Source organism: Rhizobium subbaraonis, from assembly GCF_900220975.1.
GTDB classification, from domain to species: Bacteria; Pseudomonadota; Alphaproteobacteria; order Rhizobiales; family Rhizobiaceae; genus Mycoplana; species Mycoplana subbaraonis.
On sequence record NZ_OBQD01000004.1, the window covers coordinates 147,108 to 171,280 of the forward strand.

The 24,173-nt window shown below is 63.4% G+C and carries 22 protein-coding genes and 2 pseudogenes; 17 read left to right on the plus strand and 7 right to left on the minus strand.

From position 1 onward, the window contains the following. Positions 1-25: 25 nt before the first annotated feature. The 4 genes from CRO48_RS07280 to CRO48_RS07295 are packed head-to-tail and all read right to left on the minus strand — an operon-like array spanning position 26 to position 6,909. Entirely contained in the window at positions 26-1,786 is a 1,761-nt protein-coding gene (locus CRO48_RS07280; RefSeq protein WP_025292312.1) for an acyl-CoA dehydrogenase C-terminal domain-containing protein, read from the minus strand. A gap of 21 nt (positions 1,787-1,807) precedes the next feature. Then, on the minus strand, positions 1,808-4,105 hold the full coding sequence (locus tag CRO48_RS07285) for a 3-hydroxyacyl-CoA dehydrogenase/enoyl-CoA hydratase family protein (protein ID WP_097137736.1): 2,298 nt from the start codon (positions 4,103-4,105) through the stop codon (positions 1,808-1,810). 1 nt (position 4,106) lies between these two features. Further along, positions 4,107-5,228 (minus strand): thiolase family protein, encoded by a 1,122-nt coding sequence (locus CRO48_RS07290; RefSeq protein WP_025292310.1) that lies wholly within the window; start codon positions 5,226-5,228, stop codon positions 4,107-4,109. A gap of 28 nt (positions 5,229-5,256) precedes the next feature. After that, on the minus strand, positions 5,257-6,909 hold the full coding sequence (locus tag CRO48_RS07295) for an electron transfer flavoprotein-ubiquinone oxidoreductase (protein ID WP_047100005.1): 1,653 nt from the start codon (positions 6,907-6,909) through the stop codon (positions 5,257-5,259). A 38-nt stretch (positions 6,910-6,947) separates the two neighbouring features. On the opposite strand from CRO48_RS07295, the gene CRO48_RS07300 reads away from it, so the two are divergent. Together CRO48_RS07300 and CRO48_RS07305 are read left to right on the plus strand one after the other, a co-directional pair. Next, on the plus strand, positions 6,948-7,754 hold the full coding sequence (locus tag CRO48_RS07300; RefSeq protein WP_245423454.1) for a TetR/AcrR family transcriptional regulator: 807 nt from the start codon (positions 6,948-6,950) through the stop codon (positions 7,752-7,754). A gap of 276 nt (positions 7,755-8,030) precedes the next feature. After that, a complete protein-coding gene (locus tag CRO48_RS07305) occupies positions 8,031-8,732 on the plus strand; it encodes an IS6 family transposase (RefSeq protein WP_025292307.1) in 702 nt (233 codons plus the stop codon). A gap of 47 nt (positions 8,733-8,779) precedes the next feature. Here CRO48_RS07305 and CRO48_RS07310 read toward each other — a convergent pair whose 3' ends face one another. Continuing rightward, positions 8,780-9,412, minus strand: a complete 633-nt coding sequence (locus CRO48_RS07310; protein ID WP_025292306.1) for a hypothetical protein — start codon at positions 9,410-9,412, stop codon at positions 8,780-8,782. Between the two features lie 91 nt (positions 9,413-9,503). After that, positions 9,504-9,821 (minus strand): transposase, encoded by a 318-nt coding sequence (locus tag CRO48_RS07315; protein ID WP_183754373.1) that lies wholly within the window; start codon positions 9,819-9,821, stop codon positions 9,504-9,506. 69 nt (positions 9,822-9,890) lie between these two features. On the opposite strand from CRO48_RS07315, the pseudogene CRO48_RS07320 reads away from it, so the two are divergent. Beyond that, positions 9,891-10,936 (plus strand): annotated as a pseudogene (locus CRO48_RS07320) (IS3 family transposase); the annotation flags it as partial. A gap of 162 nt (positions 10,937-11,098) precedes the next feature. Next, on the plus strand, positions 11,099-11,386 hold the full coding sequence (locus tag CRO48_RS31740) for an NHL repeat-containing protein (RefSeq protein ID WP_141402019.1): 288 nt from the start codon (positions 11,099-11,101) through the stop codon (positions 11,384-11,386). 18 nt (positions 11,387-11,404) lie between these two features. On the opposite strand, the gene CRO48_RS07325 is transcribed toward CRO48_RS31740, so the two are convergent. Further along, positions 11,405-12,346: a LysR family transcriptional regulator gene (locus CRO48_RS07325; RefSeq protein WP_025292303.1), complete on the minus strand. Its 942-nt coding sequence runs from the start codon at positions 12,344-12,346 to the stop codon at positions 11,405-11,407. A 46-nt stretch (positions 12,347-12,392) separates the two neighbouring features. Here CRO48_RS07325 and CRO48_RS07330 point away from each other — a divergent pair, with 46 nt between their 5' ends. From CRO48_RS07330 to trbK-alt, 13 genes and pseudogenes are all read left to right on the plus strand, one after another. Then, complete coding sequence (locus tag CRO48_RS07330) at positions 12,393-13,376, plus strand: aldo/keto reductase (RefSeq protein ID WP_025292302.1); 984 nt, start codon at positions 12,393-12,395, stop codon at positions 13,374-13,376. Then, a complete protein-coding gene (locus CRO48_RS07335) occupies positions 13,373-14,359 on the plus strand; it encodes a quinone oxidoreductase family protein (protein WP_097137740.1) in 987 nt (328 codons plus the stop codon). Before CRO48_RS07330 ends, CRO48_RS07335 begins: the two co-directional genes overlap by 4 nt. A gap of 78 nt (positions 14,360-14,437) precedes the next feature. Next, positions 14,438-14,605: pseudogene (locus CRO48_RS32845) on the plus strand (helix-turn-helix domain-containing protein); the annotation flags it as partial. A 39-nt stretch (positions 14,606-14,644) separates the two neighbouring features. Then, the gene (locus CRO48_RS07340) at positions 14,645-15,337 is read left to right on the plus strand and encodes a LysR family substrate-binding domain-containing protein (RefSeq protein ID WP_245423462.1); all 693 of its coding nucleotides are present in this window, start codon (positions 14,645-14,647) and stop codon (positions 15,335-15,337) included. A gap of 154 nt (positions 15,338-15,491) precedes the next feature. Next, positions 15,492-17,477 (plus strand): conjugal transfer protein TraG, encoded by a 1,986-nt coding sequence (locus tag CRO48_RS07345; protein WP_025292299.1) that lies wholly within the window; start codon positions 15,492-15,494, stop codon positions 17,475-17,477. Between the two features lie 10 nt (positions 17,478-17,487). Then, positions 17,488-17,934 (plus strand): ribbon-helix-helix domain-containing protein, encoded by a 447-nt coding sequence (locus tag CRO48_RS07350; protein ID WP_097137742.1) that lies wholly within the window; start codon positions 17,488-17,490, stop codon positions 17,932-17,934. 54 nt (positions 17,935-17,988) lie between these two features. Continuing rightward, positions 17,989-18,822: an IS5 family transposase gene (locus CRO48_RS07355; RefSeq protein ID WP_097137744.1), complete on the plus strand. Its 834-nt coding sequence runs from the start codon at positions 17,989-17,991 to the stop codon at positions 18,820-18,822. Positions 18,823-19,027: 205 nt separating this feature from the next. After that, the gene (gene trbB / locus CRO48_RS07360; protein ID WP_025292297.1) at positions 19,028-20,020 is read left to right on the plus strand and encodes a P-type conjugative transfer ATPase TrbB; all 993 of its coding nucleotides are present in this window, start codon (positions 19,028-19,030) and stop codon (positions 20,018-20,020) included. After that, positions 20,017-20,349: a TrbC/VirB2 family protein gene (locus tag CRO48_RS07365; protein WP_025292296.1), complete on the plus strand. Its 333-nt coding sequence runs from the start codon at positions 20,017-20,019 to the stop codon at positions 20,347-20,349. The genes trbB and CRO48_RS07365 overlap by 4 nt, the downstream gene beginning before the upstream one ends. Continuing rightward, entirely contained in the window at positions 20,349-20,630 is a 282-nt protein-coding gene (locus CRO48_RS07370; RefSeq protein ID WP_025292295.1) for a VirB3 family type IV secretion system protein, read from the plus strand. The genes CRO48_RS07365 and CRO48_RS07370 overlap by 1 nt, the downstream gene beginning before the upstream one ends. A gap of 11 nt (positions 20,631-20,641) precedes the next feature. Continuing rightward, entirely contained in the window at positions 20,642-23,098 is a 2,457-nt protein-coding gene (gene trbE, locus CRO48_RS07375) for a conjugal transfer protein TrbE (RefSeq protein ID WP_025292294.1), read from the plus strand. Continuing rightward, positions 23,095-23,865 (plus strand): P-type conjugative transfer protein TrbJ, encoded by a 771-nt coding sequence (trbJ, locus tag CRO48_RS07380; RefSeq protein ID WP_025292293.1) that lies wholly within the window; start codon positions 23,095-23,097, stop codon positions 23,863-23,865. The genes trbE and trbJ overlap by 4 nt, the downstream gene beginning before the upstream one ends. 20 nt (positions 23,866-23,885) lie before the next feature. Further along, positions 23,886-24,173: a putative entry exclusion protein TrbK-alt gene (gene trbK-alt, locus CRO48_RS07385; protein WP_025292292.1), complete on the plus strand. Its 288-nt coding sequence runs from the start codon at positions 23,886-23,888 to the stop codon at positions 24,171-24,173.

A 24,173-nucleotide genomic window follows, 5' to 3' on the forward strand; every position in this document is an offset into this window, starting at 1 on the left:
TACTTCCTCCCTTGGAGTATACGGATCAGAAAAGGTCTTGGTTCAGGGCAATGATCGAGGTCGCTCCGTTGGCGATCGCGGTTTCGAGGCCGAGGGTCTGCGGCAGCATGCGATCGGCGAAGAAATCGGCGACGGCGCATTTGCGGACCTTCGGCGGCGTATCGGCCGCCGCGGCGCTGGCGGCCATCTTCGCCCACATCCAGCCGAAGGCGGTGAGCGCGAAGAGGCGAAGATAGTCGGTTGCGGCCGAGCCGGCCACGGCCGGATCGCCGCTGCCGGCGAGCAGCAACTCGGTCGTGCGTTCGAGGCGGTCGAGCGCCGAGGCGGTGGCGGCGACGATCCGCTCTGTGGCGGGAACGAGTGACGCCGCCTGCAGATCCTGCTTGACCAGATCGAAGAAACGTCCGGCGAGTTCCCCGCCTTCCATCGGCAGCTTGCGGCCGACGAGATCCATGGCCTGGACGCCGTTGGTGCCCTCGTAGATCTGGGTGATGCGGGCATCGCGCACGAACTGCTCCATGCCCCATTCGCGGATATAGCCGTGGCCGCCGAAGACCTGTTGCGAAATCACCGCGGTCTCGAAGCCGAAATCGGTGAAGGCTGCCTTGACCACCGGCGTTAGCAGGGCGACGAAACCGTCGGCGCGCCGGCGTTCGGCGGGATCGGGATGGCGGGCGGCGATATCCATCTGCATGGCGGTCCAGATCGCCAGCGCCCGGGCGGCGTCGATGAAGGAACGGCCGGTCAGCAGCATCTTGCGTACGTCGGGATGCTCGATGATCGGGACGGGTCCGCGGCTGCCGTCGAGCGAACGACCCTGCAGGCGTTCGCGGGCGTAGCTGGCGGCCTTCTGATTGGCGGCTTCGGCGATGCCGAGACCCTGAATGCCGACGAACAGGCGTTCCGCATTCATCATCGTGAACATCGCATTCAGGCCGCGGCCCGGTTCGCCGACGAGCCAGCCGATAGCGCCGTCATAGTTCATGACGCAGGTCGGTTGGGCATGGATGCCCATCTTGTGCTCGAGCGAGCCGACCGACATGCCGTTGCGGGCGCCGAGGGAACCGTCGTCTTCGACGAGGAATTTCGGCGAGAGGAACAGGCTAATGCCCTTAACGCCCTTCGGTGCGTCGGGCAGGCGGGCGAGCACCAGATGGATGATGTTGCCGCCGAAATCCTGGTCGCCGGAAGAGATGAAGATCTTGGTGCCCTTGATCTTGTAGGAGCCGTCGCCGACGGGCTCGGCGCGGGCCGTGAGCAGACCGAGATCGGTGCCGGCGGAAGATTCCGTCAGCGCCATGGCCCCGGTCCATTCGCCGGAAATCATCTTCGGCAGGTATTTCGCCTTCAACTCGTCGCTGGCGTGATGCTCGATCGCCTCGACGGCGCCGCGCGTCAGGCCCGGGAAAAGGCCGAAGGAGAGATTGGCGGAAGACAGCATCTCGTCGAGCAGGATCTGGGTTGCGCGCGGCAGGCCCTGGCCGCCGAATTCCGGCGCGCCGGACAGCCCGGCCCAACCGGCCTCGACAAAGGCCTTGTAGGCGTCTGCGATGCCCTTCGGGGTGGAGACGAGGCCGTTTTCGAGCTTGCAGCCTTCTTCGTCGGCCGGGCGGTTCAAGGGTTCCAGCACGCCGGCGCAAAACTTGCCGCCTTCCTCGAGCACAGAGACGGCGAGTTCGGCGCTCACTTCCTCGTAGCCCGGCAGCGTCTGCATCTGGCCGTCGAAATCCAGCACGTCGTTCAGCAGGAAGGCGATGTCGTCGATCGGGGGATTGTAGGATGCCATGTCGTTGTTCTTCCTTGGCGATCAGTTGCGCAGCGGTTTGCCGGTGGTGAGCATGTGCTTCACCCGGTCCACGGTTTCCGGCGTCTCGAAGAGGGCAATGAAGGCCCGGCGTTCGAGGGCGATGATCTCGTCCTCGGTCGTCGGCTTCAACGGGTCGGCGTTCGGTCCGCCGCTCAAGACATCGATCAGCGCCGCGCCGACGACCTTGTCGTGGGCGGTGGCGCGGCCCGCGAGCGCTTCGCTCTCGACGATGTTGCGCATTGCCGAGGCGCCGGACGGACCGGACAGCGGTAATTGCGGCGGTTCCGGCGCGACGTAGCCGTCCACCAGCGACAGGGCTTTCTCTTTGGCGTCGGCCAGAAGGCGGTCACGGTTCATCGTGACACCATCGGTCGCCCTGAGGAAGCCGAGGCCGCGGGCCTCGAAGGCGCTGCCGGAGACCTGAGCCGGGGCGATGAGGTTGAAGGTGGCGATCGCGGGCGCGACCGGTCCCTTGGTGCCGCCGGCGAGCCCATATTGGCGGACCAGCATTTCCTTGCAGCCGCCCCAGCCCGGCACGACGCCGATGCGGGTTTCGACGAGGCCGATCGAGAGTTCGGCATGGGCCTGGATCGCGTCGCAATGGAGCAGGATCTCGCAGCCGCCGCCGAAGGCGAGCCCGGAGGGAGCGCCGACGACCGGGAAGGGCGCGTATTTGACAGCCATGAAGGTCCGGTGCCCCTTGTCGATGAACTTGCCGAGTGCTTCGGAACCGCCGGTCTCGACGGTTTCGAGGAAGACCCGGAGATCCGCGCCGGCGCTGTAGACGGGCGAATCCGAACCGATCACCAGTGCCTTGAAGCTCCTGCCGACCTCACCGAGCGCCGCATCGATCGCGTCGAGCAGGGCTTCGGAGAAGGTGTTCATCTTGGTGCGGAACTCGAGGCAGGCGACACCGTCGCCGAGATCCCAGAGCGCGGCGCAGCCATAGTCGACCACCGGCTTGCTCGAAAGCTTCACGTCGGCGATGGTGATGACGCCCTCGCCGCGCATGACCGGGCGAACGGCGCCATCGGGCAACAGGCAGCTCCGCCTGCCATCGACGACGCTGTAGAATCCGCCCTTTGCGGCGGCGAGCGCCAGATAGGCGGGAACAGTGAGACCGCGCGCCTCGAGCCGGTCCACCAGCCAGCCGGCGCCGAGGCGGTCGATCAGTTCGAACGGTCCCTGCTTCCAGCCATAGCCGGTGCGCATGGCGTCATCCACCGCGTCGGGGCGATCGGCGATTTCCGGAACGAGGGCGGCGGCATAGGCCAGCGATTTTTCCATGACGACGGAGGCGTAGCATCCGCCGGGGCCGGGATGTTCCATCAAGGCGCGCGCATCGCCCTTCGCGGCATCCAGGCTTTCGGAGGCGACCTTCTTCATCGGCCGGTAGTCGCCGGTCTTAAGGTCGGTGATGTCGCGGGTCTTGCGGTCGGCCGAAAGACGGACGAAACCGGCGCCGCTCTTTCGGCCGAGACGGTTTTCCGCGATCATTTTCGCGATCAGCGCCGGCTCGGCGTCATAGTCGTGGATCGCGTCGGTCTTCGGCAGGGCGTTCTGCAGGCTGCGCAGGATGGTCGGCATCAGGTCGATGCCGACGAGATCGAGCAGGCCGAAGATTCCGGTCGAGGGAATGCCGAAAGGCTTGCCGATGATGGCATCGGCTTCCTCGACGTCGAGGCCCATGGCGATCGCCTCGTTCTGGGCGACGACCATCCAGTAATTGCCGATGCGGTTGCCGATGAAGCCGGGCGTGTCCTTGCAGACGACGACCGTCTTGCCGAGGCCGCGATCGGCGAAGTCATGGATTTTCGCGGTCACGTCCGGCCGGGTCTTCGGGCCGGAGACAAGTTCCAGAAGCCGCATGATGCGCGGCGGATTGAAGAAGTGGGTGATGAGGAAATCGGCGGCGAAGCTTTCCGGCAGGCCGTCCGTCAACGCGGCGAGCGGGATGGTCGAGGTGTTGGAGGAGACGATCGAACCGGGTTTGCGCACCGCGTCGATCGCCTTGTAGAGGGCCTGCTTGATCTCCAGCCGTTCGGCGACGGCCTCGACGATCCAGTCGGCGTCGGCGAGCAGGCCCATATCGTCGCCGGTCGATCCGGTGGTGATGCGGCCGGCAAAGCTCTTGTCCATGAAGCCGTTCGCCTTCAGCTGGCGGGCGACGCCGCCGTCGGCGAATTTCTTTTCGATGTCGAGCAGCACGACCTCGATGCCGGCATTGGCGAGATGGGCGGCGATGCCGGAACCCATGACACCGGCGCCGATGACGCCGGCCTTGGTGATCTTCGTCATCTCACGCGGCCTCCACGACCATGGCGATGCCTTGACCGCCGCCGATGCATTGGGTGGCGAGGCCGTAGCGGCCACCATCACGTTTCAGCAGGGTGGATGCCTTGCCGACGAGGCGGGCGCCGGTGGCGCCGAGCGGATGGCCGAGCGCGATCGCGCCGCCGTCGCGGTTGAGGCTTTTGGGATCGATGTCGAGGTCGCGGCAGCAGGCGAGAACCTGCGAAGCGAAGGCCTCGTTCATCTCGATGACGTCGAGATCCGTGTTCCTGATACCGGCGCGAGAAAGCGCCTTGCGAGTCGCCTCGACCGGGCCGATGCCCATGATCTCGGGCGCGCAACCCGCGACCGCGTAGCCGGCGATCCGGGCGAGCGGCTTGAGGCCGTGCCTGTTGACGAAGGCCTCGGAGCAAATCAGCGTCGCCGAGGCACCGTCGGTCAACGGCGAGGAATTGCCGGCGGTGACCGAGCCACCGGCCTTGAAGGCGGTCTTGAGGCCGGCGAGCTTCGCCGCGTCGGTCTCGCGCGGGCAGCCATCGGCGGTCACGTCGCCGACCGGCGCGATCTCGGCCGCAAGCCTGCCGTCGGCGCGGGCGGCGAGCGCCTTCTTCTGGCTTTCCAGCGAATAGGCGTCCTGCTCCTCGCGCGAGAGCGAATAGCGGTCGGCGAGGTTTTCCGCCGTCAGGCCCATGTTGAGGAAGGCGAGGCGCTGCACGTCGCTCCAGCCGGGATTGGGCATGGGGTTGAAGCCCATCATCGGCACGCGGCTCATGTTCTCGACCCCGCCCGCCACGAAGACGTCGCCGGCGCCCATGGCAATCGCGCCGGCGGCCATCTGGATCGCCTGCATGGAAGAGCCGCACCAGCGGTTGACGGTGGAGCCGCCGACCGATTGCGGCAGGCCGGCGATCAGCGCCGCGCAGCGGGCGATGTTCAGGCCCTGCTCGCCCTCGGGGAAGGCGCAGCCGAGGTTCACATCCTCGATTTCCGCCGGATCGACGCCGGACCGGTCGACAAGCGCCTTGATGACGCCGGCGACGAGGTCGTCCGGCCGGGTGCCGGCGAGGGCGCCGCGATAGGCGGGTGTGAACGGGCTTCTGAGGTAATCGACGATATAGGCCGTGCTCATTCAGATCTTCCTTTTCATGACGGGGGCGTCACATGTTCGGATAGTTCGGTCCGCCGCCGCCTTCGGGCGGGACCCAGGTAATGTTCTGCGCGGGATCCTTGATGTCGCAGGTCTTGCAGTGAACGCAGTTCTGCGCGTTGATGACGAAGCGCGGTTCGGCGTGGTTTTCCGCGTCGTCGTGGACCACCTCGTAGACGCCGGCCGGACAGTAGAGCCGGGCGGGCTCGCCATAGAGCGGCAGGTTGCGGCCGATCGGGATCGACGGATCGGCGAGCCGCAAATGAACCGGCTGATCCTCGACGTGGTTCGTGTTCGACAGGAACACGGAGGACAGCCGGTCGAAGGTCAGGACGCCGTCCGGCTTGGGATAACGGATCGGGGTGACCTCCGAGATCGGTTTCAGGCTTTCGAAATCGGCCTTCCTGTGCCTGAGCGTGCCGAAGGGCGAGAGGCCGGTCAGCGTCTGCAGCCACATGTCGATGCCGCCCAGCGCGACGCCGAGGGCCGTGCCGAAGCGGGACCAGAGCGGCTTGACGTTGCGCACCGGCTTCAGGTCGCGGCCGATGACGGAGGCGCGCCAGCCGTTTTCGTAGTCGTCCAGCGCATCGGCAGCACGGCCGAATTTCAGCGCGGCGAAGGCCGCCTCCGCCGCCTGGATGCCGGAATGGATGGCGTTGTGGCTGCCCTTGATGCGCGGCACGTTCATGAAGCCGGCAGCGCAGCCGACCAGCGCGCCGCCCGGAAAGGCGAGCCTGGGCACCGACTGCCAGCCGCCCTCGGTCAGGGCGCGGGCGCCATAGGCGATGCGTTTGCCGCCCTCGAAGGTTTCGCGGATCAGGGGGTGGGTCTTGAAACGCTGGAATTCCTCGAAGGGAGAGAGCGTGGGGTTCTTGTAATCGAGATGCAGCACGAAGCCGACGGTCACGAGATTGTCTTCGAAGTGATAGAGGAAGGAGCCGCCGCCCGTCTTCAGGTCGAGCGGCCAGCCGAAGGAATGCTGGACGAGGCCGGGGCGGAACTTCTGCGGGTCGATCTGCCAGAGTTCCTTGATGCCGATGCCGAATTTCTGCGGCGAGCGGCCCTCCATCAGATCGAAGCGGGCCAGAAGCTGCTTGGTCAGGCTGCCGCGCGCGCCCTCGGCGAAGAGGGTGTATTTCGCCCGCAATTCCATGCCCGGCGTATGGTCGTCCTTGGCCTTGCCGTCGCGATCGATGCCCATGTCGCCGGTGGCGATGCCGGCGACCGCGCCGTTTTCGTCGTAGAGCACTTCGGTCGCGGCGAAGCCCGGATAGATCTCCACGCCAAGGGCTTCCGCATGCGCCGCCAGATAGCGGGCGACATTGCCGAGCGAGCCGATGAAATTGCCATGATTGCTCATCAGCGGCGGCATGAAGGCATTCGGAAGGCGGATATGGCCGGCCGGCCCGAGAAAATAGAAACGGTCGTCGGAAACCTCGGTCTTCAGCGGGCGTTCCGGATCCTTTCGCCATTCGGGCAGAAGCCGGTCGAGGCCGGAGGGATCGATGACCGCGCCAGAGAGGATATGCGCGCCGACCTCGGAGCCCTTCTCCACGACGACCACGGAGAGATCCGCGCCCTTTTCATCGGCGAGCTGTTTGAGGCGGATCGCGGCGGCAAGCCCGGCGGGTCCGGCACCGACGATGACGATGTCGAAATCCATCGATTCGCGCAGATTGTCGCTCACCCGGTCTCCTCCTCTTGACGCTGTCAATCCTGTATCAAACGATTGTTACATTTGGCAAGCTGAATCTTTACCGGCATGATGCCGGTGAGGTAAGGCTTGTGAAACGATGTCGGTCGGCGCTTCGCGCGGCCGGCCTACAAGTGAAACGGGAAGCGAGAACCAGAATGAAGGACGCGGGAGGTGGGGTCTCTACCCTGCGTGACAGTCTTGCCGCCGCAATGGCCGGCGGCGAGTTGAGCGAGCGGCATTGTGAAATCCTCGAGGCCGCCGCCGGCTTGTTCGCCGAAAGGGGCTATGCGGCGACCTCCGTGCGCGATATCGGCGAGAAGGTCGGCCTGCTGGGCGGTTCGCTCTATCACTACATCAAGTCCAAGGAAGCCTTGTTCGTTCGCATCCACGACATGGCGCTGCAGGTGGCCGGGGACCGGATAGCGACGGCCATGGCGGGCAAGACAGATCCGTGGGAGCGTCTCGAGGCGGCTTGCGTCACGATGCTGGAAATCCAGCTCGATCCGCACTCTCTGACCATGCCGTTGATGAATGATTTCGCTTCCGCGCCGCCGGAAATACGCGAGCGGCTGGTGGCGAAGCGCGATGCCTTCGAAGCGATATTCCGTGAGCTGATCCCGGGGTTGCCGCTCGACCCGGCGCTCGACCGCGGCGTCTACCGTCTGCTGCTGCTGACATTGCTCAACAATGTCAGCAGCTGGTACCGCCAGGGCGGCATGAGCCCGGAGGATATCGGCCGGCAGATCGTGAGGATCTTCCGCCACGATGTTAAGGAAAAAGAGGGCGTAGAGCGAGTATCTCCGGCGAGATGAAACCCCGTCGCCGACAAGCTATCACGAGATGAGACAGAAATCCGGACCGCAAACAACAACGGTTTAAGAGACCATCAAGAGCATCCGCCGGGCGAGGTGCAAGCATCACTCGGTCGAGAACCAAAGCCCGGTGATCGTATTTTGGTAGATCCTGCTCCTCCTCGGTTCTCCGCAACTGCGACCGCGGTCAACGGATCTCGCTCTTGGCCTCCAGAAGCTCCTTCGACGGCATCGTAAACTTAACGGAATTTGGAGCTTGTTGGGCGATGCTGGGGCATGACAGACCGTGATCCCCTCTACCGACGCCATCGCTTTCCAGCCGAAATCATTGCCCACGCTGTGTGGCTCTATTTCCGCTTCCCACTGAGCTTGCGAATGGTCGAGGACATGCTGGCGGCCCGTGGCATCATCGTTTCACATCAGACGGTCCGACTATGGGCGGAGAAGTTCGGTCGCGCCTTCGCCAACGACATCCGCGGACGGGTGTCCGGCCGGTTCGGCGACAAATGGTATCTCGACGAGGTCGTCATTTCGATCCGTGGCAAAAAGCATTGGCTGTGGCGCGCCGTCAATCAGGATGGTTTCGTTCTCGATGTTCTGGTGCAAAGTCGCCGCAACGCCAAGGCGGCAACGCGCCTGATGCGCAAGCTGTTGAGGGGCCAGGGCCGGGCGCCACGGGTAATGATCACCGACAAGCTTCGATCCTATGACGCGGCAAGGCGAGAGATCATGCCGGGTGTGGAGCATCGTTCCCACAAAGGCCTGAACAATCGGGCGGAAAATTCCCATCAACCGATCCGACGACGAGAGCGGATCATGAAGCGGTTCAAATCGACCCGACATTTGCAGCGCTTCGTCTCTATCCACGATCCGATTGCAAACCTCTTTCATATTCCCCGTCACGACATCTCCTCCGGCCATCATCGCGAATTGCACGCCGCTGCAATGGACCAATGGGCAAAAATCGCTCGACTATAACCTGCCGCAGATACCCTGCATCCCAGCTCGCCTCGCAACGGTTAAGTTTACGATGCAATCACATGCCCTGATAGGTCCGTTGTGACGCAACCCATGATGTGGAGATATCGCAGCAGCGAGCGAAGCCGCTCCGCGACAGACTTCAGCGAGCCGCGCGTCAGTTTCGGCGCGCGCAGATCCATGTAACGGTCTATGTCAACGATGCTCAGACCCGCCAAGCCGCCGCTTCCGCAATCGATCTGCCAGGCAAGAAAGTTCCGGGCTTCCCACATCAGCGCTGCGACGCTGGAGCGAGCCAACCCGCGTTCCTCACGCAGCCAGATTTCGTATTCGTCGCAAACTGCAAATCGGGCCACATCGGCCGCGCAGATAGGCTCGATTGCTGGCGGCCATTGACCGTGAGCAAGTCGCAACAACGCATGAATCCCGGAACGCGGAACCTTGTACCAGCGTGCGCTGGGACGTCGACCACGCTCCTTTTCGAACTTTACGATCGCGTGCCGCAGGTATTGCTCTACCTGCACGTCGATCACGTCTGCGACCGGGACGCCCCGCAGTACCAGATAATCGAGAAATCCAGATGCGTAGGTGCAGTAATTCCTCACCACGACCGGGCTGTATCCCTGACTGAGAAGCGAGGAATTGAGTGCGGAAATAAGTTCGTGATGGTTATCGAGCATTGGCGGGTCCTCTGTTGGTCAATTGACCCGCAGAGGTTCGGCACCAAATAATGCAAAGCAAGCCCATCCGAAAACGGCGAAAATCCGCCGATCAGGCCGCGTTCCTCCGCATTATGGAGACCTCGTGATTAGTCCGCTTATGGCGAGGTGACCATAATTTGACAAATGGCTTCACATATTGAGGACTCACGATCTTCACGTTGTGGCCCAACTCTTCAAATTGGCGGGCCCAGCAAAATGCTCCTGTGCAGGCTTCGATCGCGACGGTGCAGGGCTCAATCCCGGCCAGCACCGAAAGTAGTTGGTCGCGCATGACCCGCCGTTTGAAAATCGCATTGCCCTTGCGATCAACGCCATGCAGCTGGAAGACATTCTTCGCCAGATCAATACCAAGTACATCGATGGTCATCATTCCTCTCCTTCGACTGCCGGTTGCACAACGATGCTCCGGGGTGGGAGAGCCGTCCATCCCATTAGCTGGCGCAAGGAATATGGCGGTCTGAAGACCGATCAGGCGCGGCGGATGAAGGATCTGGAGAAGGAGAACCAGCGGCTGCGCCGCGCGATCTCCGACCTGACGCTGGACAAGCTGATATTGCAGGAGGCGGCACGGGGAAACTTCTGAGCCCCGCGCGGCGGCGGCGCTGCATCGATCATATACGACGGGATCTGCCCGTCCGGGTATCCGAGCGACGGATATGCCGGGTTCTGGGGCAGCATCGATCGACACAGCGTAAAGTGCCGCGCGGGGCGGATGACGAACAGGCGCTGACGGAGGACATTATCGCTTTGGCGAAGCAATATGGTCGTTACGGCTATCGCCGGGTGACGGCGTTGCTGTGCCATGCGGGATGGACGGTGAACCATAAACGGGTCGAGCGGATATGGCGGCGCGAAGGGCTCAAAGTGCCGCAGCGCCAGCCAAAGCGCGGGCGTCTGTGGCTCAACGACGGATCATGCATCCGCCTGCGGCCTGAGTATCCGGGGCATGTGTGGGCCTACGACTTCGTCGAGGGTCGCACGCATGATGGCCGCAAGTTCCGCATCCTGACCATCATCGACGAGGCCAGCAGGGAGTGCTTAGCGCTCATCGTTGCACGGCAACTCAAGCATGAGGATGTTCTGGCGGCTCTGGCTGACCTGTTCATCTCGCGTGGCCCGCCAGCGCATATACGGTCGGACAACGGCAGCGAATTTATCGCGACCGCTGTCCAGAAATGGTTGGGGCAAATCGGCGTGAAGACGCTCTACATCGCGCCGGGATCACCATGGGAGAATGGCTATAACGAAAGCTTCAACGGGTCGCTTCGCGACGAACTGCTCAACGGCGAGATTTTCTACAGCCTCGCCGAGGCCAGGGTGCTGATCGAAGCCTGGCGGCGGCATTACAACACCGTCCGCCCGCACAGCAGCCTTGGATACCGACCACCGGCCCCGGAAACGGCGACACCGCTATATCCGGCCTCCGGTTCCGCTTCGCTCCACCTCCGTCCGGATATGGCGGCGATGGGCTTAATCCACTAACAAACCAACCGGCCCACTCGCTGGGGGCAGATCAGTCTTCTCGTCGCCAATCGGCGAACAAACGAAATCCTGGCGTTCGACAAAGACTGGAACCGAAGTGTCGCCGTCTCAGGTCTGCGCACCCCCGTCGGTGCCGTTCATAGGCCAGATGGTGGATTCATTGTGTCGAATATCGGTGGCGGTATCACGATCCTGCGCGGAGATGGCAGACGCATCGAAACCGGCGAAGCCCTTCGCACGCCCGGTCCGGGCATCGCACAAACGCCGGAGGGGCGCGTCTTCGTCGTCGATTACGGGGGGACATCCATACACGAAGTCTTTGATGACGGCCGGACCGTTCTCCTCGCTGACGGCCTATCCAGTCCTGTTGGACTTACTGTATCCCCGATGGGCAATCTCTATTCGGCGGATTGGGGGAACGGTGCCGTTTACCGCATTCCGCTCGCATGACAGCAACCTGAGCCACGCTTATTGCGCAGGCGTTTCGAGCGCCACTCGGCTTTCTCGCACCAGCTCGACAAGAAACTCGCTGACCACGCGAACCCGGCGCGACTGCGCCAGATCGGAATGGACGGCGAGCCATATCTCTTGGTCGATGCCGATGTCGGCTTGCAGGCAAACGAGATCGTTCTGCCGCCCAAGGAAATGCGGCAACACGGCCAGGCCGACACCTGCGATTGCCGCCGATAGCTGCGCCGAGAGGGTGGTGGTCGCCACAACCGGCGGATGCCCACGTAGAGCACGCTCGATCCATTGTGCGGCGGGAAGATGGGCATAGGTCTCGCACCATGTAATGAAGCGGTCGGTCTCAAGCCTCGCCGCTTCATCTCTCTGCCCGGCATAGGTCCGCGAAGCATAGAGGCCGAAACCAAGCGTGCCGAGGCGCCGGATCGTGACATTGCCCCGTTGGGGCTTGATCAATCGAACAGCGAGATCGGCATCACGCCGATGCAAATTGACCGTCTGAACATCGGTGACAATTTCAAGCGTGAGGTCGGGATACTGGTCGGTCAGCTTCGGCATGGCCGGGATGATGACATGGTTTGCCAGCGTCTCGGCCGTAGCCAGACGGACGCGCCCTGCGATTTCAGCCTGCACGGCCGATCCTTCGGCGAAAGCGTCAGCCGCCTGCTCCAGCGCCTCGGCACGCTCCAGCAACGCCGCGCCATCATCGGTCAGCCGGTAGCCATTCTGGTGACGGCTGAAGAGCGTCAGGTTGAGAGCGACTTCCAACCGTTCGATCTGGCGCGAGACGGTGGCGAGACCGACCCCGAGGTGTGCCGCCGCACCGCTCAGCGATCCGTTGCGCGCAATGGCGAGGAATACGCGCGCATCGTCCCATCGCAGGCGGTTTGCGTCATGCTTTCCGATTTCGGAAATCTGATTACGACTATTGGCGGCTTTTCCCATCAAAAAAGAAAACCATCTTTAGCCTGCACAAACAAGGAGCAAAGCAATGCAACAAAGAATGCTCGGGCCTGATCTTTCGGTATCCGCCATCGGTCTGGGCTGCATGGGAATGAGTGAGTTCTACGGTCCACGCGACGACGCGGAATCTTTGACGGTCCTGCGTCGTGCCGTCGATCTGGGCGTCAACTTCCTCGATACCGCCGACACCTATGGCCCGCACCACAATGAGGAGCTGATCGGCCGTTTCCTTGCCGACAGCCACGCGGATGTGAAGATTGCCACCAAGTTCGGCATCGTTCGCAAACCCGGCGAATACACACGCACCATCGACAACAGCACAGATTATATGCGCCGCGCCTGCGAAGCCTCGCTCAAACGGCTCGGTGTCGAGCGAATTGATCTCTACTATGTTCACCGCATCAATCGCGAACGTCCAATCGAGGAGACGATGGAGGGTTTGGCCGCGCTGAAACGCGAGGGCAAGATTGGCCATATCGGGCTTTGCGAGGTCAGCGCCGAGACGTTGCGCCGTGCCCATGTCGTTCATCCTGTAACGGCCGTGCAGACAGAATACTCGCTCTGGACGCGCGACGTGGAAACCGAGATCCTGCCGACCTGCCGCGAATTGGGCATTGGTTTCGTCGCCTATTCTCCGCTTGGGCGCGGGTTTCTCACCGGCCGATTTCAGGCCGGATCGCAGTTCGAAGACGGCGATTTCCGGGCCAGCTTGCCGCGTTTTGCATCGGAGAATGCCGAGACCAACGGTGCGCTGGTCGAACTCGTGCGCGGCATTGCAGCCGAACAAGGCTGCACCCCGGCGCAGGTGGCGTTGGCATGGCTGCTGGCCAAGGGCGACGACATCGTGCCGATCCCCGGCACCAAGCGGGTCAAGTATCTCGAAGAAAACGTCGCCGCCACCGCCGTCACTCTCAGCGAGACAGCACGCTCCATTCTTGAAAAGGCATTGTCCAGCCTGCCTGTTTCCGGAGAGCGCTACACCGCCGAAGGCATGAAGGGCGTCAACGCATGAACCCCTCCGAACAGAAGACTATCGTGCGCATGATCGGCATCGGTGGCGTTGAGAACCTTGAAGTCGCGCAGCTTCCATCGGAGCAACCTGTCTCCGGCATGGTTCGCGTCCGCCACCTCGCTATTGGGGTAAATTTTATCGACATCTATCACCGGACTGGTCTTTACCCGCTCTCTCTACCTGCCATTCTCGGTGTTGAGGGTGCCGGTGTAGTCGAAGCCCTTGGCGATGACGTTTCCGGCTTTTCTATCGGGGATCGTGTAGCCTATGCGGGTGCGCCGGCCGGTGCCTATACAACGGCGCGGTCTTTGCCGGTTTCGCGGCTCATCAAGCTACCGGATGGAATTGAGTTTCGCAGCGCGGCCGCGTCGATGCTCAAAGGGCTGACGGCCCATATGCTGTTGACGCGCACCTACGCGGTTAAACCGGGAACGACCTCGCTAATCCACGGGGCCGCGGGCGGCCTGGGTTCGATTCTCGTGCGTTGGGGGAAGCACCTCGGAGCGACCGTTATCGGCACGGCGGGATCGGCCACAAAGGCCGACATCGCGCGAGGCTATGGTGCGGATCACGTTATCGTCGGACGTGATGCCGATCTGGTATCGGAGGTCGGATCGCTTACCCACGGCATCGGCGTGGACTATACTATCGACGGCATCGGCGGTGATACGCTGCTCAAAAGCTTGGCCTGCACCCGGCGCTTCGGCACGGTCGCAAGCATTGGTCAGGCGGCCGGGCCTATTCCGTTGCTCGCTGTCGAGGAAATCGGCCCCATCCGTTCGCTATCGCTCGCCCGGCCGAGTGTGATGGCATATGCCGCCGATCTACCGTCCTATCACCAGGCGGCCGAAGCCTTGCTCGACGTGATGCAGAAGGGCGTCTCCGCAGAAATTGGCCGCGAGTATCCATTGAGCGATGCGGCGCAAGCCCAATCGGATCTGGAGGCTGGCCGCACAACCGGAAGCCTCTTGCTGATTCCGTAGGGCAACGGAATGCGCAGGAGGCGGGGCAATAGTCATGGTGCAGAAGGGGTGATCGCGATTCCCGGCGGTCGCATCCCGATGATCGCTCTGGTCCAGACGCTCGCTGTCGCGGAATATCTCAGCTTCCATCGCGCCGCTCTGGCGCTCGGCACCAGTCAGTCGAGCGTCAGCACACGGATCAAAGCGCTGGAGGAAGACCTGGGCATCACCCTCTTCGACCGCAATACGCGCGGCGTCCGCCTTACCGAAGCCGGACGCCGCTTCGTCGATCAGGTTCATGATGCCATGGGCATTCTGGACAGGGCAATTCAGACGGCCGGAATGCAGTCACGGGGCGAGGATGGCGAGATTCGGATCGGCGTTCATGCCATCACGCCGGGCTGTTTCCTTAACCGCCTGTTGGAAAGCTTCCAGACCGAGCATCCGGGTGTCCGCCCCAGTATTACCGAAGGCACGGCACGCGACACCCAGCTCATGGTTCGCGAAGGCCAACTGGATGCCGCTTTCATGGCCGGAAACTACGAAATCCCCGACCTCAATTGTCGCGTGATCTGGCATGACCGCCTGATGGTGGCGCTGCCAGCACGACACGCATTGGCTGCGCAGCAGAATCTCGAATGGCGGCAGCTCGCAGAGGAAACCTTCCTCGTTCGCCATAATGGCACCGGCCCGCAGGTGCATGATCTGATCGTTGCCCGTTCGGCAGGAAAACGGCTGACACCAGCAATCCAGCGCGTTGATGTCGAGCGCAGCACGCTGATGTCGATGATTGCCGCAGGGCATGGCATTTCGCTTTTCGTCAAGGAAAGCACCGCTGCCGCTATGGCAAATGTCGTTTTTCTGCCGATCCTTGACGAGCCTGAAACCATCCCGTTCTCGGCGGTCTGGTCGCCGCGAAATCGCGATCCCCTGCTGTCGAACCTTCTCGCCCTGGCGACGAAAATGGGCCGCTCGCATCCAAAATCCGATTCGCGATAGATCGGGACGCACAGTGCTGAAATAGTGCCGCTCTCACCCGTCCTATTTGCCGCCGATCGTATCCCGTAGCCCTACGTCCGAACCTTTGCTGTTGCCTCTCGCGGAAACACCTATTCTCTGATCGGCTCCGTCTCTCTTGCCGATTGGAGCCTGTATGCGTGGAGGCCGAATACTCTGGGGGCAGATTGCCGTCGTCTTCATCATTGTTCTGGTGATGACCTGGGCGGCGACGCAATGGGTGGCGTTCCGGCTCGGCTTCCAGCCCCAACTCGGAAGCCCCTGGTTCGATCTGGCCGGTTGGCCGTTCTACCATCCGCCCGCCTTCTTCTGGTGGTGGTTCTCCTTTGACGCCTATGCGCCCACGATCTTCATGGAGGGCGCGGCCATCGCCACGTCCGGCGGTATCCTCGCCATTGCCGCCGCCATCCTCATGTCGATCATCCGGGCGCGGGAGGCCCGCAATGTCGCCACCTACGGTTCGGCTCGATGGGCGGAAGATAGGGAAATCCGTGCGGCCGGCTTGCTCGGCCCCGATGGCGTCCTGCTCGGCCGTTATACCCACGACTATCTGCGCCATGACGGTCCCGAGCATGTCCTTTGCTTTGCACCGACCCGCAGCGGCAAGGGCGTCGGCCTCGTGGTGCCTACGCTGCTGACCTGGCCGGGAAGCTGCATCGTTCACGACATCAAGGGCGAGAACTGGACCCTGACAGCCGGCTTCCGCGCGAAGCACGGGCGCGTCCTGCTGTTCGATCCGACCAATACCAGATCATCCGCCTATAACCCGTTGCTGGAGGTGCGGCAGGGCGAATGGGAAGTCCGCGACGTGCAGAATATCGCGGATATTCTGGTCGATCCCGAAGGCAGCCTCGACAAGCGTAACCATTGGGAAAAGACCAGTCACAGCCTGCTTGTCGGCGCGATCCTGCACGTTCTCTATGCCGAGCAGGACAAGACCCTGTCGGGCGTCGCCAACTTCTTGTCCGATCCCCGCCGTCCGGTCGAAGCGACCTTGCGCGCGATGATGGACACGACGCATTTGGGCGAAGCCGGCGTTCATCCTGTCATCGCCTCGTCGGCGCGCGAACTGCTGAACAAGAGCGAGAACGAACGATCGGGCGTGCTGTCCACCGCCATGTCGTTCCTCGGCCTCTACCGCGATCCGGTCGTGGCGCGCGTCACGGACCGCTGCGACTGGCGCATTGCCGATCTGGTCGGCAGCCGGAAGCCGGTGACGCTCTATTTCGTCGTTCCGCCGTCCGACATCAACCGGACGAAACCGCTGATCCGCCTGATCCTCAACCAGATCGGCCGCAGGCTGACCGAGGAGCTGACGCTATCCGGCAAGCGGCATCGCCTGCTCATGATGCTGGACGAGTTTCCGGCATTGGGCAGGCTCGATTTCTTTGAATCGGCATTGGCCTTCATGGCTGGCTACGGCCTCAAGTCCTTCCTGATCGCCCAATCGCTCAACCAGATCGAGCGCGCCTATGGGCCGAACAACAGCATTCTCGACAACTGCCATGTGCGCGTCGCCTTCGCCACGAACGACGAGCGCACCGCCAAGCGCGTGTCGGACTCGCTCGGCACAGCAACCGAGATGCGCGACTCCACCAACTATGCCGGCCATCGCCTCGCGCCCTGGCTCGGGCATCTGATGGTATCGCGGCAGGAGACGGCGCGGCCGCTAATGACTCCCGGCGAGATCATGCAACTCCCGCCCGCCGACGAAATCGTGATGGTCGCGGGAACGCCACCGATCCGGGCGAAGAAGGCCCGCTATTTCGAGGACGTGCGATTGCAGGAGCGCATCCTGCCGCCGCCCGAGTTGCCATCCGCACCAGCGGCGAAGCCGGCAACGGACGACTGGACGAGCCGCGTCATCGTCTCGGCGGACAGGCCAGCTTCGACCGCTGCCCGTGACGCCGAGGGCGATCCCGACAATGCCGGCATCCGCCGCGAGCCGGAATTGCCCGAGCATGAGGAGATCATCCCGCCGCCACCAATGCCCGCCCAGGAGTTCGACATTCTGGACGACGAGCCGGACGTGGACGCGGCCAAGGCCCGCGCGCTGCGCTCGCGGATGCGAATGATCGCCCGGCAAGCGTCGATGAACCCCGATGACGGCATAGAGCTTTGAGAGGCCGCCCATGACAGCCCGCACCCGCATGAATGTCTATTTCGACCCGGAACTGCTCAAACAGGTCGAGGCGCTATCGCTGCGCCGGCAGGTCTCGAAGTCCGCTATCGTCGAGGCGGCGGTCGCATCCTTCCTGTCGGGCGACACATCGGATCGGCTGGAAGCGGCCATGTCGCGCCGCCTCGACAAGATCGGCCGGCAGATCGGCACGCTGGACGAAGATCTCGCCGTGCTCGGCGAGACCCTCTCCTTGTTCGTTCACTTCTGGCTGACGATGACCCCGCCATTGCCGGATAGCGCCAAACAGTCCGCACGGATCAAGGGCAACGAGCGGTTCGAGGGCTTCATGCAGAATCTCGGCCGCAGGCTAGCGACCGGCGATAGGTTCCTGAAAGAGTTGTCGCGCGACATGGATTCGCTTCATGACAGTCTAAGAGCCCGCCCCGAAAGTTGTTGAGCAATACCAGGCATTTATGATTCACGCCGTCCTTGCGAAGAGATGGAGTGATCGATGGCATGGACTGGTATTGCCCGGCAGGAGCATAGCCGCAAAGGACTGCGCTATTCCAGTGATATGACGGACAAGGAATGGCAGTTGACGGCACCTTTCATTCCTCCAGCCAAGTGGGGCGGGCGGCGGCGGACCACCGACATGCGTGAAGTCCTGAACGCCTTGCTTTACATCGCCGCTAGCGGCTGTGCCTGGAGGCTGCTGCCGAAGTGCTTTCCGCCCGTCTCGACGGTTCAGCGGTATTTCTACGCCTGGCGCAACGCGGGCCTTCTTGACGGGATGAACACGGTGCTCGTGATGAACCTGCGCGAGATCGAGGGGCGCGAAGCCTCACCCAGTGCCGGTGTCATCGACAGCCAATCGGTGAAAACCACAGAAAGCGGCGGTCCTTGCGGTTATGACGCGGGCAAGAAGATCAAAGGCAGGAAGCGGCACATCCTGACGGACACCTGCGGATTTCTGATCTTCATCCTCGTGCATACCGCCGATATCCAGGATCGTGACGGCGCCATCGATGTCCTCAAGGCCGTGCGCCGTCGCTTCCCCTGGCTGCGCCATGTTTTCGCCGATGGAGGTTATGCCGGTGACAAGCTCAGGGATGCGCTGGCCGGATCGGGAGGCTGGACGATCGAGATCATCAAACGCTCCGACAAGGCCAAAGGCTTCCAGGTCCTCCCCCGCCGATGGGTCGTCGAACGGACTTTCGCATGGCTCGGCCGATGCCGTCGGCTCGCCAAGGACTGGGAAACGACCGTTGCTTCATCAACGGCATGGGCGACCATCGCCTCGATACGCATGCTTACCCGCCGAACCGCAAGATATTGCTATGCCTGAATATCTTCTGAGTCAGGCACTAACGGAAGGTGAGCCCGAGGCTGATGACGACCACGCTTAGATTTTCAACCCATCCTATTTGCCGCCGATGGCCGCCGATCACCGCTTTCGCTTAGATAGTTGTTGAAGCAGCCCAATTTCGGGCTTTCTTAATCGACCCGATGCGGGGACCGTCTGTCGCGCCCCGCGAGAAATCGGGGCCGACATGACTGCACATCATCAGAAACCGGAGGCGATAGCGCGTGGCGCGCGGATGCTGCGCACGGCGCTCGGCGCGTCCATCGCCCGGTTTCTCGAAGACCCCGCCGTCATCGAGGTGATGCTGAACCCGGACGGTCGCATCTGGATCGACCGGCTGTCCGAAGGTTTGGCCGATACCGGCGAGATGCTGTCCGCCGCCGATGGCGAGCGTATCGTCCGGTTGGTCGCGCACCATGTCGGCGCGGAGGTCCACGCCCGATCCCCGCGCGTGTCGGCGGAACTACCCGAAACCGGCGAGCGGTTTGAAGGCTTGTTGCCGCCGGTCGTCGCCGCACCCGCCTTCGCCATCCGCAAGCCCGCCGTCGCGGTGTTCACGCTCGACGATTACGTGGTGGCGGGCATCATGTCCGCCGATCAGGCCGCGACGTTACGCGCGGCAGTTTCCTCCCGCGCAAACATCCTCGTCGCGGGCGGCACCAGCACCGGCAAGACCACGCTGACCAATGCGCTGCTCGCGGAGGTGGCGAAGACGCAGGATCGCGTCGTCATCATCGAGGACACGCGCGAACTGCAATGCGCCGCGCCCAACCTCGTCGCCATGCGGACCAAGGACGGCGTGGCGACGCTTTCCGATCTGGTGCGCTCCTCGCTGCGCCTGCGCCCCGACCGCATCCCCATCGGCGAGGTGCGCGGCTCCGAAGCTCTCGACCTTCTGAAAGCATGGGGCACGGGGCACCCCGGCGGCATCGGCACCATCCATGCCGGCACGGGCATCGGTGCGCTGCGCCGCCTCGAACAGCTCATTCAAGAGGCTGTTGTCACCGTCCCGCGCGCGCTGATCGCCGAGACTATCGACCTTGTTGCCGTCCTTTCCGGGCGCGGTTCCGCGCGCCGGCTGGCCGAACTCGCCCGCGTCGAGGGGCTGGGACCGGACGGCGACTACCGCATCACGCATCCCATCACTTCGGCAACCAACCCAAAAGGAGACTCTTCATGATCCGCACGCTTTCGCGCGGCTGCCGCACCATGGCGACCGCAGCCGCCACCGTTTCCATCAGCCTGATGCTCGCCCCGGCGGCCCATGCTTCCGGCTCGTCGATGCCGTGGGAGGCTCCGCTTCAGAGCATCCTTCAGTCGATCGAGGGGCCGGTCGCCAAGATCATCGCCGTGATCGTCATCATCGCGACGGGCCTCGCGCTGGCTTTTGGGGATACGTCGGGCGGTTTCCGCCGCCTGATCCAGATCGTGTTCGGCCTGTCCATCGCCTTTGCCGCCAGCTCGTTCTTCCTGTCGTTCTTCTCGTTCGGCGGCGGGGCGCTCGTCTGATGGCGGGCGGCCTCGAACAACTCGACGCGGTGCCGGGATTTTCCGTCCCGGTCCACAGGGCGCTGACCGAGCATATCCTGCTCGGCGGCGCTCCGCGCTCCATCGCCATCCTGAACGGAACGCTGGCCGGGGCCGTGGGTCTCGGCCTGCGTCTCTGGCTGGTCGGACTCGCCATCTGGGTCGTCGGCCACTTCGCCGCCGTGTGGATGGCCAAGCGCGACCCGCTTTTTGTCGAGGTGGGCCGCAGGCATCTGCGCATCCCCGGTCATCTGTCGGTCTGACGGAGGCGCACATGATGAATCTCGCCGAATACCGCCGCACATCCAGCCGCCTCGCGGATTTCCTGCCCTGGGCCGCACTTGTCGGCTCCGGCGTCGTGCTGAACAAGGATGGAAGTTTCCAGAGGACGGCGAAGTTCCGCGGTCCCGATCTGGATTCCGCCGTCGCTGCCGAGCTGGTCGCGGTCGCAGGACGCATCAACAACGCCGTCCGCCGTCTCGGGTCGGGCTGGAGCCTTTTCGTGGAGGCACAGCGCAGCGAAGCCGCGACCTATCCCGACAGTCAATTTCCCGAAGCCGCATCCGCGCTGCTCGACGCCGAGCGCAAGGCCGGTTTCGAGGAAGCCGGGACGCATTTCGTGTCCGGCTATTTCCTGACCTTCCTCTGGCTGCCTCCCGCCGAGGACGCCGCCCGCACTGAGGCCTGGCTCTACGAGGGCCGCGAGCAATCCGGAGTGGACCCATGGGAATTGCTGCGCGGCTTCATCGACCGCACCGACCGCGTTCTGGCGTTGCTCGATGGCTTCATGCCGGAATGCCGCTGGCTCGATGACGCCGGCACGCTGACCTATCTCCATTCGACCATCTCGACCAACCGGCATCGTGTGCGCGTGCCCGAGGTGCCGATGCACCTCGATGCGCTGCTCGCTGATCAGCCGCTGACCGGCGGCCTGGAGCCGCGCCTTGGCGACCAGCATCTGCGCGTCCTGACCATCATCGGCTTTCCGACCGCGACGACGCCCGGCCTGCTCGACGAGATGAACCGGCTGCCGTTCCCGTATCGCTGGAGCACGCGAGCGATCCTGCTCGACAAGACCGATGCAACCCGGCTGCTGACTCGCATCCGCCGTCAGTGGTTCGCCAAGCGCAAGAGCATCGCGGCGATTCTGAAAGAGGTGATGACCAACGAGCAATCCGCGCTCGTGGACACCGACGCTGCGAACAAGGCGCTCGACGCCGACATGGCCTTGCAGGAGCTGGGCGCGGACATGGCGGGGATCGCCTATGTCACGGCCACCATCACCGTCTGGGATGCCGATCCGCGCATTGCCGACGAGAAGCTCCGCCTCGCGGAAAAGATCATTCAGGGCCGCGACTTCACCGCGATGCCTGAAACCGTCAACGCCGTCGATGCCTGGCTCGGTTCGATCCCCGGACATGCCTATGCGAATGTCCGCCAGCCGCCCATATCGACGCTCAACCTCGCCCATATGATCCCGCTTTCGGCGGTGTGGGCGGGGCCGGAACGGGATGAGCATTTCAGCGCGCCCCCGCTGTTCTTCGGCAAGACCGAAGGCTCGACCCCGTTCCGGTTTTCCCTTCATGTCGGCGATGTCGGCCACACCCTCGTCGTCGGCCCGACCGGCGCGGGCAAGTCCGTGCTGCTGGCGCTCATGGCCTTGCAGTTCCGTCGCTATGAGCAAGCGCAGGTATTCGCCTTCGACTTCGGTGGCAGCATCCGGGTCGCATCGCTCGCCATGGGGGGCGACTGGCACGACCTTGGCGGTGGCCTGACGGAAGGGGACGAGGCGTCCGTCTCGCTCCAGCCGCTCGCCCGGATCGACGATACCTATGAACGCGCCTGGGCCGCCGACTGGATCGCCGCCATTCTCGGTCGTGAAGGTGTCCCGATCACACCCGAAACCAAGGAATATATCTGGACGGCGCTGACATCGCTTAGCACCGCTCCGGTCGGCGAGCGCACCATCACCGGCTTCACGGTCCTCCTTCAATCCAACGATCTGAAACAGGCATTGCGCCCTTACTGCATCGGCGGCGCTTACGGACGGTTGCTCGACGCAGAAGCCGAGCATCTCGGTTCGGCTTCGGTGCAGGCGTTCGAGATCGAGGGGCTGGTCGGGACCGGCGCGGCCCCGGCCGTGCTCGCCTATCTGTTCCATCGCATCGGCGACCGGCTCGATGGACGGCCGACCCTGCTCATCATCGACGAGGGCTGGCTGGCGTTGGACGATGAAGGCTTCGCCAGCCAGCTCCGCGAATGGCTGAAGACGCTACGCAAGAAAAACGCTTCCGTCATCTTCGCTACGCAGTCGCTATCGGACATCGATGGCAGCAACATCGCGCCCGCCATTATCGAAAGCTGCCCGACGCGGCTGCTTCTCCCGAACGAACGCGCCATCGAACCGCAGATCACGGCCATCTATCGGCGCTTCGGCCTCAATGACCGGCAGATCGAAATCCTCGCGCGGGCCACGCCCAAGCGGGACTACTACTGCCAGAGCCGCAGGGGCAATCGCCTGTTCGAGCTTGGCCTGTCCGAAGTCGGCCTCGCGCTCTGCACCGCGTCCGCGAAATCCGACCACAAACGCATCGCCGGACTGATCGCCGAGCATGGCCGCGAAGGCTTCCTCGCCGCCTGGTTGCGCCTGCGCGGCGTCGATTGGGCGGCCGACCTGATCCCCGACCTCACCAATCTCATCCTACAGACCGAGAAGGAGTCCCAACCATGACCATTCGCCGTTCCCGCTCGCGCGCCATTTTCATGGCTGCGACCATGCTTGCCGCACCGCTCGCGCTGTCGCCCATCCTCACAAGCCCGGCCCATGCGCAATGGACGGTCTTCGATCCGTCCAACTATGCGCAGAATGTGCTGACAGCCGCGCGCACGCTTCAGCAGATCAACAACCAGATCACCTCGCTTCAGAACGAAGCGACCATGCTCATCAATCAGGCGAAGAATCTGGCGAGCCTGCCATATTCATCGCTTCAGCAGCTCCAGCAGAACGTCCAGCGCACGCAGCAGCTTTTGAGCCAGGCGCAGAACATCGCGTTCGACGTGCAGAACATCGACCAGGCGTTTCAGCAGAAATACGGCAGCATCTCCCTGTCCGCCACCGATACGCAGCTCGTCACCGATGCCCGCTCGCGCTGGCAGAACACCGTGGGCAGCTTGCAGGACGCCATGCGCGTGCAGGCCGGCGTCGTCGGCAACATAGACACCAACCGCACGCAGATGTCCGAACTGGTCGGCCAGAGCCAGGGCGCGACCGGCGCGCTGCAAGCCACGCAGGCCGGCAATCAGCTTCTCGCCCTGCAATCGCAGCAGCTTTCCGACCTGATCGCGCTGATGTCTGCCAATGGCCGGTCGGAAGCACTGATCGAGGCAGAGCGCGCCACCGCCGCCGAACAGGGCCGCGTCCAGCGTGAACGCTTCCTGACGCCGGGATCGGGCTACCAACCCGGCAACGCGCAAATGTTCGGCAACGGCAACAACTGACCTGACAGGAGGGGCGCGACATGGACGGCAAGATGCTGGCCCGGCTGGGCGCGATCATATTCGTCGCCATCGCCATCACCGCCACGGTGATCGAGATGACCCGGCAGGACGAGCCGCCGCGCGGCAGGCCCGCGCCGGAACTACAGCGTCCCACCGATCCGCTGCGCCAGAGCCTGCGCGATTGCCAGCGGCTTGGCGAGGCGGCCGCGAGCGATCCCGACTGCCTTGCCGCCTGGGCCGAGAACCGTGATCGGTTTCTCGGCCGGACGCCGGTGCCCGCCACCCCGCATCAGAACGGGGGACAGTGA